At 33.2% G+C, this 14,980-nt stretch carries 4 protein-coding genes and 7 pseudogenes; 6 read left to right on the top strand and 5 right to left on the bottom strand.

Annotation, left to right across the window (positions count from 1 at the left end; all coding sequences use genetic code 11):
* Nucleotides 1–51: 51 nt before the first annotated feature.
* The 4 genes and pseudogenes from QWY90_RS15405 to rpiB (QWY90_RS15390) form a co-directional block, all read right to left on the bottom strand.
* A pseudogene (locus QWY90_RS15405) lies at nucleotides 52–2,173 on the bottom strand (Tex family protein).
* A gap of 4 nt (nucleotides 2,174–2,177) precedes the next feature.
* Nucleotides 2,178–2,999: an NAD(P)H-hydrate dehydratase gene (locus tag QWY90_RS15400; protein WP_290286676.1), complete on the bottom strand. Its 822-nt coding sequence runs from the start codon at nucleotides 2,997–2,999 to the stop codon at nucleotides 2,178–2,180.
* 4 nt (nucleotides 3,000–3,003) lie between these two features.
* A pseudogene (locus QWY90_RS15395) lies at nucleotides 3,004–3,916 on the bottom strand (cation diffusion facilitator family transporter).
* 1 nt (nucleotide 3,917) lies between these two features.
* Nucleotides 3,918–4,349: a ribose 5-phosphate isomerase B gene (gene rpiB / locus QWY90_RS15390; RefSeq protein ID WP_290286680.1), complete on the bottom strand. Its 432-nt coding sequence runs from the start codon at nucleotides 4,347–4,349 to the stop codon at nucleotides 3,918–3,920.
* A 753-nt stretch (nucleotides 4,350–5,102) separates the two neighbouring features.
* On the opposite strand from rpiB (QWY90_RS15390), the pseudogene rnr (QWY90_RS15385) reads away from it, so the two are divergent.
* A pseudogene (gene rnr, locus QWY90_RS15385) lies at nucleotides 5,103–7,286 on the top strand (ribonuclease R).
* Nucleotides 7,287–7,552: 266 nt separating this feature from the next.
* Here the strand turns inward: rnr (QWY90_RS15385) and rnr (QWY90_RS15380) are convergent.
* Nucleotides 7,553–9,735: pseudogene (gene rnr, locus QWY90_RS15380) on the bottom strand (ribonuclease R).
* A gap of 750 nt (nucleotides 9,736–10,485) precedes the next feature.
* On the opposite strand from rnr (QWY90_RS15380), the pseudogene rpiB (QWY90_RS15375) reads away from it, so the two are divergent.
* The 5 genes and pseudogenes from rpiB (QWY90_RS15375) (at nucleotide 10,486) to QWY90_RS15355 (ending at nucleotide 14,786) form a co-directional block, all read left to right on the top strand.
* Nucleotides 10,486–10,916 (top strand): annotated as a pseudogene (gene rpiB / locus QWY90_RS15375) (ribose 5-phosphate isomerase B).
* Between the two features lies 1 nt (nucleotide 10,917).
* Nucleotides 10,918–11,831: pseudogene (locus QWY90_RS15370) on the top strand (cation diffusion facilitator family transporter).
* A 4-nt stretch (nucleotides 11,832–11,835) separates the two neighbouring features.
* Nucleotides 11,836–12,033, top strand: a complete 198-nt coding sequence (locus QWY90_RS15365; RefSeq protein ID WP_290287012.1) for an NAD(P)H-hydrate dehydratase — start codon at nucleotides 11,836–11,838, stop codon at nucleotides 12,031–12,033.
* Between the two features lie 26 nt (nucleotides 12,034–12,059).
* Nucleotides 12,060–12,656 (top strand): NAD(P)H-hydrate dehydratase, encoded by a 597-nt coding sequence (locus QWY90_RS15360; RefSeq protein WP_290287011.1) that lies wholly within the window; start codon nucleotides 12,060–12,062, stop codon nucleotides 12,654–12,656.
* A 4-nt stretch (nucleotides 12,657–12,660) separates the two neighbouring features.
* Nucleotides 12,661–14,786, top strand: a pseudogene (locus QWY90_RS15355) (Tex family protein).
* Nucleotides 14,787–14,980 lie beyond the last annotated feature (194 nt).

Raw genomic sequence — 14,980 nt, 5'->3', positions numbered from 1 at the left:
TAGATAAAACACTAAAAAAGCCCAAATACAATTAAGATTTTGGCTTTTAATTTATAATATCATCGTCAACTGAATTCGTTTACGCTCTTCGTCAACCTCAACTACTTTTACTTGCACATGTTGGTGTAATTTCACCACTTCATTCACATCGGAAACAAAACCAGCTTTGAGTTGCGAGATGTGAACCAGACCGCTTTCCTTAATTCCGATATCTACAAAGCAACCAAAAGCGGTAATATTATTGACAATTCCGGGTAAAATCATTCCGGAACGAACGTTTTTTATAGTGGTAACTGTTGGATCAAACTCAAAAACTTTGGCTGCTTTTCTTGGATCGAGTCCTGGTTTTTCTAATTCTTTCACAATATCTTTTAATCCTAGAATTCCTATTTCCGGTGTGATATAATTTTCTAATTTTATTTGGGATATCTTTCTTTGTTGGCAATCAAATCATTGGTTTTTAAACCTAAATCTTTAGCCATTTTTTCTACAATCGGATATGCTTCAGGATGCACTGCTGAATTGTCCAACGGATTTTTACCGTTATGAATTCGAATAAAAGCTGCAGCTTGTTGGTATGCTTTGTCGCCTAAACGCGGCACTTTTTTAAGTTGTTTTCTGTCTTCAAACGGACCATTTTCGGAACGAAAGGCAACTATATTTTCGGCCATTTTTTCACCAATTCCGGAAACATAACCTAACAGCGATTTGCTAGCCGTATTAATATTTATTCCAACTGAATTCACGCAACGAACCACAACGGTATCCAATTCTTCTTTGAGTTTAATTTGATCAACGTCATGTTGGTATTGTCCAACGCCAATAGATTTTGGGTCGATTTTTACTAATTCAGCCAACGGATCAGCCAATCTTCTTCCAATAGAAACCGAGCCTCGAACCGTTACATCATATTTTGAAAATTCCTCGCGGGCAATTTTGGATGCTGAATAAACCGAAGCACCAGCTTCAGAAACTATAAAAACCTGAACGGGTTTATCAAAAGCGATTTCTTGATGAAGAATTCGGTTTCGCGACTTGCCGTTCCGTTTCCGATAGAAATTGCCTCAATATTGTAAGCATTCACCATCGAGCGAATTTTTTTCATCGCCATCGCGCTTTCATTTTGTGGCTGATGCGGATATATAGTTTCGTTGTATAATAAATCACCTTTTTCATCTAAACAAACGATTTTGCAGCCGCTTCTAAATCCCGGGTCAATCGCTAAAATTCTTTTTTCACCTAATGGCGGTGCTAACAAAAGCTGACTCAAATTCCCAGCAAAAACATCAATCGCTTTGCTGTCGGCTTTAGCTTTGGCATCTTGTAATGTTTCGTTTGATATGGCTGGTTCCAGCAATCGTTTATAACTGTCATTAATTGCTAATCTTATATGTTCGGTCGTATCATTTTTGGCCTTTATAATTTCGTTTTCGATAAAATCAATAGCTTCCTCTTTTTCGATATCAACATTTAGTTTTACGAAACCTTCCGCCTCGGCGCGTAACATTGCCAACAATCTATGAGATGGTATTTTTGAAATCGGTTCGGCCCAATCGAAATATTGCTTGAATTTCTGTGCATCTTCTTCGTTTTCTTTTTTCTTTACAACTTTAGTTTCTACAATCGCTTTTCGTTGAAATAATCGGCGGAGATTTTTTCGTATGTAACTATTTTCGTTAATCCATTCGGCAATAATATCTCTTGCGCCTTGCAACGCTTCGTCTTCATTTTTGACTTTGTCGTTGAGATATTGAGTGGAAATAAAATCGACATCTTCATTTCTTTGACTGAAAATAATTTTGGCTAAAGGTTCCAAACCATTTTCTCGAGCGATATCGGCACGGGTTTTTTTCTTCTTTTTATAAGGTAAATACAAATCTTCTATTTCCTGTAAGTCAAAACTTTCCTTTATTTTTTTGGCCAATTCAGGAGAAAGTTGCCCTTGTTCTTCAATGGTTTTTAGAATCGATTCTTTTCTTTTTACAATTTCATCGTATTGTTTGGAAAGTTTGGCAATTTGTTCAATTACGACTTCGTCTAAATTTCCGGTTTGGTCTTTTCGGTAACGCGAAATAAATGGAATGGTGCAATCTTCGGAAAGTAATTTTAAAGTGGCCTCAATGCTTTTTGGCGCAGCCGTAACTTGGCTTTGAATATATTGTATGCTGGTCATGAATTTAATTTTGAATTTTTTTAAACGCTCGTCCAAGATTATCTATTACATCAGTGATTAACATGCTTTCCGGACTTTGTGTTTCTAAAGTAATATCGGCTGCTAGGCCATGAATATAAACGCCAAGTAAAGCGGCATTCAATGGTTCGTAACCTTGTGCTAAAAAAGCTGTTATTATTCCTGTCAAAGCATCGCCCGAACCGCCTTTGGCCAAGCCTGAATTTCCGGTAGTGTTTTCGAAACTTTTTTCTCCATCAGTAATAAAAGATTTATGTCCTTTCAGGATAATAATCAAGTGCAATTCTTTGGCTTTTGTAGAAGCTGTTATTCTTCTTTCTGACTCAGAATCATGCTTCCCAAAAAGTCTGTCAAACTCTTTAACGTGTGGTGTAAGAATGGATTTTTGAGGCAGGTTTAAAAGTTCATGCTGGTTTTTGGCCAAAATATTTAAAGCATCAGCATCAAAAACGGTTGGGATTTTCACATTTGTTATCAATAATCTCAGGAGATTTGTTGCTGATTTATTAGTTCCTATGCCTGGTCCAATGGCAAATGAATTAAAAGAAGTCCAATTCTTTTTCTCTCCCCTAAATTCAGTCATTGCTTCCGGAACAGAGGAGAATAGGGCTATTCTTTCTTTTTTTGGAATATTTAATGTAACCAGACCTGCGCCTGATCTTAAACAAGCTTTAGCACAAATAATAGCGGCTCCGATTTTAGATTTACTTCCGGCAATAATCAATGCATGTCCGTGATTTCCTTTATGAGAATTAGGTGCTCTTTTTTGAAATATTTTTTGGATGCTATTGATGTCAAGTTTTGTCATAGTATTAGTCCTGAACAATAAAATCTTTTGGATCTTCTTTTTTAAATTCGGGTTGAATATTGATGTGATTTATGTGGAATTTTTCAAATAAAAGTATTTCCACATTATGTAATAAAACGTTGAATTCGCTCAATTTTATATCATCGGAACAATCAAGATGTGCTTCGAGGTGTAATTCTTCGTCATTCAAATGCCACACATGGATATGGTGTAATTTATTAACTCCTTTGATTTTATGAACTTCACGAACAATTTCTTTAATGTCAATGTAATCAGGTGTAAAAAGCATTAGCATTTTGGTAGCAGATTTTATCAAATCATAACTAACGTAGATTAAATAAAAGGCAATTAACAATGTCATCAAACTATCCACCCAAAACCAACCATAAAATTTCATCAACAAACCACCGACTAAAACCGCAACCGAAGCCATCATGTCGGTCAATAAATGGAGGTAAGCTGATTTCATATTAAGATTGTGTTCTGAATCTTTTTTAAGCAACAAGACCGAACCCCCGTTTACAATAATTCCTAAAATTGCGAGCCAAATAACCAAACCTGACTTAATTGGTTCCGGATGGAATAATCTTGCGGAAGCTTCATAAATTAAAAATAAAGCGACAACAATTAGTGTTATAGCATTTATAAAAGCGGCTATTAGTTCGGCTCGTTTATATCCAAACGTATTGTTTATCGAAGCTTTTCTTCTGGATAATTTTGTGCTACTAAACTAAAAACCAATGAAAGTACATCAGAAAAATTGTGAAGTGCATCCGAAATTAAAGCCAAACTTCCTGAAATAATTCCGCCAACAACTGCGCAATCGTAATCAGTAAATTTAGCAGAATGGAAAAGATTAGATTTTTTCCTCTTACTTCATGTTTGTGAATATGAACGTGGTTGTGGTTATCTCCCATTTTATTGACAAGCTATTTTATTCACTCGGTTAGCGTGTCTTCCGCCTTCGAAATTGGTGTTTAAAAAAGTGTCAACCATTTCTACCGCTTGTTGTATAGAAGTAAATCGAGCCGGAATACTGATAATATTAGCGTCGTTATGTTGACGTGCCAAAGCTGCAATTTCTTTAGTCCAACACAATGCGGAACGAATGCCTTGGTGTTTATTCACAGTCATATTGATTCCGTTTCCGGAACCACAAATTACGATACCAAAATCGGCATTTCCTGTTTCAACATCAAGTGCAACAGGATGACCAAAATCCGGATAATCCACACTGTCAAAAGTATCGGTTCCATGATTGATTATTACGTGTCCCTTTTGTTTTAAAAAGGCAACAATAGCATTCTTGTAATCCGGACCAGCGTGATCGTTTCCAATAGATATTTTCATAGTGTTGCGAGTATAATTAGTATCGCAAATTTACGGAAAGTATTGATTGCAATTTTAGTTTATTGTAAGTCTTTGATTTTTAATTGACAAGGATTTTACTGTTTTAATAAATTTTCACAACTAATTAGAAATAAATACATTAAGCGTAATTTAAATGTTAAAATTGTGGATTGTTAATAGCATTTCTCAATTCGTTGATAATCAGTTAACCTTAAATTAACATAGATTGTTAACAACTTTGGATAGAATTTTAGAAGTTTTTTTAGGTTGTATGATTTAAAATTGTAATCAAAAAGTAGGTTGAAAAAAACAAATTTAGTTTGAATAATTTTTAGAAAAGTTATCAATATAAAAACATTCTTTTTCAACTAAAATTAAACTATAAGTTATCTACAAAAAAATACTTATTGGAGTTGTGAACAACTGTTAATTAAATCTAAAAAATACTTAAAAATGAACGTTTTAAATTCTAAAAACTATGTTGATAAATTGATATAAAAAAATATAACTACAAAAATCTAATTTTAAAAAGTAAAGTTATTGTACAAATGAACACGCTATAATAACCATCATAAATTTAAATTTTTAAATCTTTTCTTTTTATTGTTTTTAATAGCTGTTGATAACATTTCTTTTTTTAGGTTTTAAATTAATTTGAAAAATAGGTAATGTTAGATTTATATTAAAACTGACAACTTATAACTCATAACTTATAACTATTTGTAATTTTCAACATTAATTAGAAATTGAAAAATGAGTAAGAAACCAAAAAAGTTCGGAAAAAATGAAAAAACTTTCTCCGAAAAGATATTTAAGATATTATCAAAAAACGCGAACAAACCTTTTAATTACAAACAAATTGCTGCTATTTTAGAATTAGATGATACTAAAAGTAGAAACGAAATTATAAAAGATTTAAAAAATCCTGGCAGCACAAAAATTAATCATTGAATCCGAACCCGGAAAGTATTTAGTTAAAGCTTCCAGTCAACAATATTACGAAGGCGTTGTTGATATGACGTCCAGAAAAACAGGATATTTTGTTTGTGACGAATTAGAAAATGATGTCTTTATTCCGTTTATAAATCTGAATCACGCTTTAGATGGCGATAAAGTCAAAGCTTATGTGTATGACCGAAGAAGCTCCAGAAAACCAGAAGCTGAAGTAATCGAAATTATTGAAAGACACAAAACAGAATTCGTTGGAGTTGTTGATATTCAAAAGAATTTCGGATTTGTAACTACGGCTAATGCCAAAATGTACACCGATATTTTTATCCCAAAAAATAAATTAGCCGAAGCCGAACATGGAGATGTGGTTTTAGTAAAATTGGAAGATTGGCCTGCAAAAGCAGATTCACCTTTTGGTTCTGTACTTAAAGTTCTTGGAAAACCAGGTGAACATAACACAGAAATTCATGCCATTTTAGCTGAATATGGTTTGCCGTATGATTTTCCAATTGAAGTTGAAGCTTATGCAAATAAATTAGATACTTCTATAACTCAAAATGAAATTGATAAACGTCGCGATATGCGAAAAGTATTGACGTTTACTATTGATCCAAAAGATGCAAAGGATTTTGATGATGCCTTATCCTTCCAAGTTTTAGATAATGAAATTATGAAATTGGTGTTCACATTGCCGATGTTTCGCATTATTTACAAGAAGGAACTATTTTAGATGATGAAGCATACAGAAGAGCCACTTCGGTTTATTTAGTAGACAGAGTTGTACCTATGTTGCCTGAAGTGCTTTCAAATTATGCTTGTTCTCTTCGTCCACACGAAGAAAAATATACGTTCTCAGCAATTTTTCAGTTGAATGCGAAAGCAGAAGTTTTAGATTCTTGGTTTGGAAGAACCATTATTTATTCTGACCAACGTTTTTCTTATGAAGAAGCTCAAAGTATAATTGAAACCAAATCAGATATAATTCCGGCTGAGATTTCGTTAACTGGAAAAGAATATAAAGTTCCGGCCGCAATTGTAGCTGCAACATTAAAACAAGACGAATTGGCTAAAATTTTACGTCGAAAAAGAATGGCTGATGGAGCGATATCCTTTGATAAAGTAGAAGTAAAATTCAATTTAGATGAAAATGCAGAACCGGTTGGCGTCTTCTTTAAAATATCAAAAGATGCTAATCATTTGATAGAAGAATTTATGTTGTTAGCCAACAGAAAAGTAGCCGAATTTATAGGAAAACAAAAGAAAACTTTTATTTACCGAATTCACGATGAACCGAATGAAGACAAATTAATCAATCTTCAAACAGTGATTTCTAAGTTTGGTTATGCGATAAACATGAAATCCAAACAAGATATTTCTAAATCATTGAATAAATTACTGAACGATGTAAACGGTAAAAAAGAGCAAAATTTAGTAGATACTTTGACGATTAGAAGTATGAGCAAAGCCAAATATTCGACCGAAAATATTGGTCATTATGGTTTAGCTTTTGATTTTTATAGTCATTTTACTTCGCCAATTCGACGTTATCCTGATGTGATGGCACACCGATTATTGCAATTTTATTTAGATGGAGGAAAATCAGTTGATGCAGATACTTATGAAGAAAAGTGCGCCCATTCCAGCGATATGGAAGGTTTTGCAGCACAAGCCGAAAGAGATTCTGTGAAATACATGCAGGTAAAATACATGCAGGATCACAAAGACCAAGAGTTTCTTGGTGTTATATCTGGTGTTACCGAATGGGGAATTTATGTAGAAATCATCGAAAACAAATGCGAAGGAATGGTTCGTATTCGAGAAATCAAAGAAGATTATTATACGTTTGACGACAAGCAATATGCTTTGGTAGGTCAAGCTACACAAAGTATTTTGCAACTTGGTGATGAAGTTTTTGTAAAAGTAAAAAATGCTGATTTAGTCAAGAAACAATTAGATTTTAATTTTATCAGAAGAAATGATAGTTAGTGTTCATTAAATAGTATTTAATATGAAAAAATTAGTTTTTAGTTTATTAGTATTCAGTTCAATTGTTTTTGCTCAAGAAACCAAAAATGTGGGCGACTTTACTAAAGTAACTTCCTTTGTTTCCATTTTTTGTTTTGATTTTTTTTCAAAGGAAGTTACTTTAGTAAAGTCGCCCACATTTTTGGTTTCTTGAGCAAAAACAATTGAACTGAATACTAATAAAAAACTAAAAATAATTTTTTCATATTAAATACTATTAATGAACACTAACTATCATTTCTTCTGATAAAATTAAAATCTAATTGTTTCTTGACTAAATCAGCATTTTTTACTTTTACAAAAACTTCATCACCAAGTTGCAAAATACTTTGTGTAGCTTGACCTACCAAAGCATATTGCTTGTCGTCAAACGTATAATAATCTTCTTTGATTTCTCGAATACGAACCATTCCTTCGCATTTGTTTTCGATGATTTCTACATAAATTCCCCATTCGGTAACACCAGATATAACACCAAGAAACTCTTGGTCTTTGTGATCCTGCATGTATTTTACCTGCATGTATTTCACAGAATCTCTTTCGGCTTGTGCTGCAAAACCTTCCATATCGCTGGAATGGGCGCACTTTTCTTCATAAGTATCTGCATCAACTGATTTTCCTCCATCTAAATAAAATTGCAATAATCGGTGTGCCATCACATCAGGATAACGTCGAATTGGCGAAGTAAAATGACTATAAAAATCAAAAGCTAAACCATAATGACCAATATTTTCGGTCGAATATTTGGCTTTGCTCATACTTCTAATCGTCAAAGTATCTACTAAATTTTGCTCTTTTTTACCGTTTACATCGTTCAGTAATTTATTCAATGATTTAGAAATATCTTGTTTGGATTTCATGTTTATCGCATAACCAAACTTAGAAATCACTGTTTGAAGATTGATTAATTTGTCTTCATTCGGTTCATCGTGAATTCGGTAAATAAAAGTTTTCTTTTGTTTTCCTATAAATTCGGCTACTTTTCTGTTGGCTAACAACATAAATTCTTCTATCAAATGATTAGCATCTTTTGATATTTAAAGAAGACGCCAACCGGTTCTGCATTTTCATCTAAATTGAATTTTACTTCTACTTTATCAAAGGATATCGCTCCATCAGCCATTCTTTTTCGACGTAAAATTTTAGCCAATTCGTCTTGTTTTAATGTTGCAGCTACAATTGCGGCCGGAACTTTATATTCTTTTCCAGTTAACGAAATCTCAGCCGGAATTATATCTGATTTGGTTTCAATTATACTTTGAGCTTCTTCATAAGAAAAACGTTGGTCAGAATAAATAATGGTTCTTCCAAACCAAGAATCTAAAACTTCTGCTTTCGCATTCAACTGAAAAATTGCTGAGAACGTATATTTTTCTTCGTGTGGACGAAGAGAACAAGCATAATTTGAAAGCACTTCAGGCAACATAGGTACAACTCTGTCTACTAAATAAACCGAAGTGGCTCTTCTGTATGCTTCATCATCTAAAATAGTTCCTTCTTGTAAATAATGCGAAACATCGGCAATGTGAACACCAATTTCATAATTTCCATTATCTAAAACTTGGAAGGATAAGGCATCATCAAAATCCTTTGCATCTTTTGGATCAATAGTAAACGTCAATACTTTTCGCATATCGCGACGTTTATCAATTTCATTTTGAGTTATAGAAGTATCTAATTTATTTGCATAAGCTTCAACTTCAATTGGAAAATCATACGGCAAACCATATTCAGCTAAAATGGCATGAATTTCTGTGTTATGTTCACCTGGTTTTCCAAGAACTTTAAGTACAGAACCAAAAGGTGAATCTGCTTTTGCAGGCCAATCTTCCAATTTTACTAAAACCACATCTCCATGTTCGGCTTCGGCTAATTTATTTTTTGGGATAAAAAATATCGGTGTACATTTTGGCATTAGCCGTAGTTACAAATCCGAAATTCTTTTGAATATCAACAACTCCAACGAATTCTGTTTTGTGTCTTTCAATAATTTCGATTACTTCAGCTTCTGGTTTTCTGGAGCTTCTTCGGTCATACACATAAGCTTTGACTTTATCGCCATCTAAAGCGTGATTCAGATTTATAAACGGAATAAAGACATCATTTTCTAATTCGTCACAAACAAAATATCCTGTTTTTCTGGACGTCATATCAACAACGCCTTCGTAATATTGTTGACTGGAAGCTTTAACTAAATACTTTCCGGGTTCGGATTCAATGATTAATTTTGTGCTGCCAGGATTTTTAAATCTTTTATAATTTCGTTTCTACTTTTAGTATCATCTAATTCTAAAATAGCAGCAATTTGTTTGTAATTAAAAGGTTTGTTCGCGTTTTTTGATAATATCTTAAATATCTTTTCGGAGAAAGTTTTTTCATTTTTTCCGAACTTTTTTGGTTTCTTACTCATTTTTCAATTTCTAATTAATGTTGAAAATTACAAAATAGTTATAAGTTATGAGTTATAAGTTGTCAGTTTTAATATAAATCTAACATTACCTATTTTTCAAATTAATTTAAAACCTAAAAAAAGAAATGTTATCAACAGCTATTAAAAACAATAAAAAGAAAAGATTTAAAAATTTAAATTTATGATGGTTATTATAGCGTGTTCATTTGTACAATAACTTTACTTTTTAAAATTAGATTTGTAGTTATATTTTTTATATCAATTTATCAACATAGTTTTTAGAATTAAAAACGTTCATTTTTAAGTATTTTTTAGATTTAATTAACAGTTGTTCACAACTCCAATAAGTATTTTTTTGTAGATAACTTATAGTTTAATTTTAGTTGAAAAAGAATGTTTTTATATTGATAACTTTTCTAAAAATTATTCAAACTAAATTTGTTTTTTTCAACCTACTTTTTGATTACAATTTTAAATCATACAACCTAAAAAAACTTCTAAAATTCTATCCAAAGTTGTTAACAATCTATGTTAATTTAAGGTTAACTGATTATCAACGAATTGAGAAATGCTATTAACAATCCACAATTTTAACATTTAAATTACGCTTAATGTATTTATTTCTAATTAGTTGTGAAAATTATTAAAACAGTAAAATCCTTGTCAATTAAAAATCAAAGACTTACAATAAACTAAAATTGCAATCAATACTTTCCGTAAATTTGCGATACTAATTATACTCGCAACACTATGAAAATATCTATTGGAAACGATCACGCTGGTCCGGATTACAAGAATGCTATTGTTGCCTTTTAAAACAAAAGGGACACGTAATAATCAATCATGGAACCGATACTTTTGACAGTGTGGATTATCCGGATTTTGGTCATCCTGTTGCACTTGATGTTGAAACAGGAAATGCCGATTTTGGTATCGTAATTTGTGGTTCCGGAAACGGAATCAATATGACTGTGAATAAACACCAAGGCATTCGTTCCGCATTGTGTTGGACTAAAGAAATTGCAGCTTTGGCACGTCAACATAACGACGCTAATATTATCAGTATTCCGGCTCGATTTACTTCTATACAACAAGCGGTAGAAATGGTTGACACTTTTTTAAACACCAATTTCGAAGGCGGAAGACACGCTAACCGAGTGAATAAAATAGCTTGTCAATAAAATGGGAGATAACCACAACCACGTTCATATTCACAAACATGAAGTAAGAGGAAAAAATCTAATCTTTTCCATTCTGCTAAATTTACTGATTACGATTGCGCAAGTTGTTGGCGGAATTATTTCAGGAAGTTTGGCTTTAATTTCGGATGCACTTCACAATTTTTCTGATGTACTTTCATTGGTTTTTAGTTTAGTAGCACACAAATTATCCAGAAGAAAAGCTTCGATAAACAATACGTTTGGATATAAACGAGCCGAACTAATAGCCGCTTTTATAAATGCTATAACACTAATTGTTGTCGCTTTATTTTTAATTTATGAAGCTTCCGCAAGATTATTCCATCCGGAACCAATTAAGTCAGGTTTGGTTATTTGGCTCGCAATTTAGGAATTATTGTAAACGGGGGTTCGGTCTTGTTGCTTAAAAAAGATTCAGAACACAATCTTAATATGAAATCAGCTTACCTCCATTTATTGACCGACATGATGGCTTCGGTTGCGGTTTTAGTCGGTGGTTTGTTGATGAAATTTTATGGTTGGTTTTGGGTGGATAGTTTGATGACATTGTTAATTGCCTTTTATTTAATCTACGTTAGTTATGATTTGATAAAATCTGCTACCAAAATGCTAATGCTTTTTACACCTGATTACATTGACATTAAAGAAATTGTTCGTGAAGTTCATAAAATCAAAGGAGTTAATAAATTACACCATATCCATGTGTGGCATTTGAATGACGAAGAATTACACCTCGAAGCACATCTTGATTGTTCCGATGATATAAAATTGAGCGAATTCAACGTTTTATTACATAATGTGGAAATACTTTTATTTGAAAAATTCCACATAAATCACATCAATATTCAACCCGAATTTAAAAAAGAAGATCCAAAAGATTTTATTGTTCAGGACTAATACTATGACAAAACTTGACATCAATAGCATCCAAAAAATATTTCAAAAAAGAGCACCTAATTCTCATAAAGGAAATCACGGACATGCATTGATTATTGCCGGAAGTAAATCTAAAATCGGAGCCGCTATTATTTGTGCTAAAGCTTGTTTAAGATCAGGCGCAGGTCTGGTTACATTAAATATTCCAAAAAAGAAAGAATAGCCCTATTCTCCTCTGTTCCGGAAGCAATGACTGAATTTAGGGGAGAGAAAAAGAATTGGACTTCTTTTAATTCATTTGCCATTGGACCAGGCATAGGAACTAATAAATCAGCAACAAATCTCCTGAGATTATTGATAACAAATGTGAAAATCCCAACCGTTTTTGATGCTGATGCTTTAAATATTTTGGCCAAAAACCAGCATGAACTTTTAAACCTGCCTCAAAAATCCATTCTTACACCACACGTTAAAGAGTTTGACAGACTTTTTGGGAAGCATGATTCTGAGTCAGAAAGAAGAATAACAGCTTCTACAAAAGCCAAAGAATTGCACTTGATTATTATCCTGAAAGGACATAAATCTTTTATTACTGATGGAGAAAAAAGTTTCGAAAACACTACCGGAAATTCAGGCTTGGCCAAAGGCGGTTCGGGCGATGCTTTGACAGGAATAATAACAGCTTTTTTAGCACAAGGTTACGAACCATTGAATGCCGCTTTACTTGGCGTTTATATTCATGGCCTAGCAGCCGATATTACTTTAGAAACACAAAGTCCGGAAAGCATGTTAATCACTGATGTAATAGATAATCTTGGACGAGCGTTTAAAAAAATTCAAAATTAAATTCATGACCAGCATACAATATATTCAAAGCCAAGTTACGGCTGCGCCAAAAAGCATTGAGGCCACTTTAAAATTACTTTCCGAAGATTGCACCATTCCATTTATTTCGCGTTACCGAAAAGACCAAACCGGAAATTTAGACGAAGTCGTAATTGAACAAATTGCCAAACTTCCAAACAATACGATGAAATTGTAAAAAGAAAAGAATCGATTCTAAAAACCATTGAAGAACAAGGGCAACTTTCTCCTGAATTGGCCAAAAAAATAAAGGAAAGTTTTGACTTACAGGAAATAGAAGATTTGTATTTACCTTATAAAAAGAAGAAAAAACCCGTGCCGATATCGCTCGAGAAAATGGTTTGGAACTTTAGCCAAAATTATTTTCAGTCAAAGAAATGAAGATGTCGATTTTATTTCCACTCAATATCTCAACGACAAAGTCAAAAATGAAGACGAAGCGTTGCAAGGCGCAAGAGATATTATTGCCGAATGGATTAACGAAAATAGTTACATACGAAAAAATCTCCGCCGATTATTTCAACGAAAAGCGATTGTAGAAACTAAAGTTGTAAAGAAAAAAGAAAACGAAGAAGATGCACAGAAATTCAAGCAATATTTCGATTGGGCCGAACCGATTTCAAAAATACCATCTCATAGATTGTTGGCAATGTACGCGCCGAGGCGGAAGGTTTCGTAAAACTAAATGTTGATATCGAAAAAGAGGAAGCTATTGATTTTATCGAAAACGAAATTATAAAGGCCAAAAATGATACGACCGAACATATAAGATTAGCAATTAATGACAGTTATAAACGATTGCTGGAACCAGCCATATCAAACGAAACATTACAAGATGCCAAAGCTAAAGCCGACAGCAAAGCGATTGATGTTTTTGCTGGGAATTTGAGTCAGCTTTTGTTAGCACCGCCATTAGGTGAAAAAAGAATTTTAGCGATTGACCCGGGATTTAGAAGCGGCTGCAAAATCGTTTGTTTAGATGAAAAAGGTGATTTATTATACAACGAAACTATATATCCGCATCAGCCACAAAATGAAAGCGCGATGGCGATGAAAAAAATTCGCTCGATGGTGAATGCTTACAATATTGAGGCAATTTCTATCGGAAACGGAACGGCAAGTCGCGAAACCGAATTCTTCATCAAGAAAATCGCTTTTGATAAACCCGTTCAGGTTTTTATAGTTTCTGAAGCTGGTGCTTCGGTTTATTCAGCATCCAAAATTGCCCGCGAGGAATTTTCAAAATATGATGTAACGGTTCGAGGCTCGGTTTCTATTGGAAGAAGATTGGCTGATCCGTTGGCTGAATTAGTAAAAATCGACCCAAAAATCTATTGGCGTTGGACAATACCAACATGACGTTGATCAAATTAAACTCAAAGAAGAATTGGATACCGTTGTGGTTCGTTGCGTGAATTCAGTTGGAATAAATATTAATACGGCTAGCAAATCGCTGTTAGGTTATGTTTCCGGAATTGGTGAAAAAATGGCCGAAAATATAGTTGCTTGTCTTTCGTTCCGAAAATGGTCCGTTTGAAGACAGAAAACAACTTAAAAAAGTGCCCGCGTTTAGGCGACAAAGCATACCAACAAGCTGCAGCTTTTATTCGAATTCATAACGGTAAAAATCCGTTGGACAATTCAGCAGTGCATCCTGAAGCATATCCGATTGTAGAAAAAATGGCTAAAGATTTAGGTTTAAAAACCAATGATTTGATTGCCAACAAAGAAAAGATATCCCAAATAAAATTAGAAAATTATATCACACCGGAAATAGGAATTCTAGGATTAAAAGATATTGTGAAAGAATTAGAAAAACCAGGACTCGATCCAAGAAAAGCAGCCAAAGTTTTTGAGTTTGATCCAACAGTTACCACTATAAAAAACGTTCGTTCCGGAATGATTTTACCCGGAATTGTCAATAATATTACCGCTTTTGGTTGCTTTGTAGATATCGGAATTAAGGAAAGCGGTCTGGTTCACATCTCGCAACTCAAAGCTGGTTTTGTTTCCGATGTGAATGAAGTGGTGAAATTACACCAACATGTGCAAGTAAAAGTAGTTGAGGTTGACGAAGAGCGTAAACGAATTCAGTTGACGATGATATTATAAATTAAAAGCCAAAAATCTTAATTGTATTTGGGCTTTTTTAGTGTTTTATCTATTCAAAATCCAAGAACTCATTTTGTCTAAAACCTGTGGAGCAATGGTTTGTTCAAGCTGACCATATTCTTCAATGGTTCCTGTTTTTGCCTCTTGAAAAAGATGATTTAGATTGAGGAAATTCTACTATTTCAAATTTTTTT

Origin of the sequence: Flavobacterium paronense (assembly GCF_030409795.1) — a bacterium.
In the GTDB taxonomy this organism is placed as follows: Bacteria; Bacteroidota; Bacteroidia; order Flavobacteriales; family Flavobacteriaceae; genus Flavobacterium; species Flavobacterium paronense.
The sequence above is the reverse complement of the archived record's forward strand: the minus strand, read 5'-3'. Positions and strand labels throughout refer to the sequence as shown.

Coding starts and splice junctions, on each gene's coding strand:
- QWY90_RS15400 (WP_290286676.1), bottom strand. CDS start 2,999: ATGACAAAACTTGACATCAATAGCATCCAAAAAATATTTCAAAAAAGA.
- rpiB (WP_290286680.1), bottom strand. CDS start 4,349: ATGAAAATATCTATTGGAAACGATCACGCTGGTCCGGATTACAAGAAT.
- QWY90_RS15365 (WP_290287012.1), top strand. CDS start 11,836: ATGACAAAACTTGACATCAATAGCATCCAAAAAATATTTCAAAAAAGA.
- QWY90_RS15360 (WP_290287011.1), top strand. CDS start 12,060: ATGACTGAATTTAGGGGAGAGAAAAAGAATTGGACTTCTTTTAATTCA.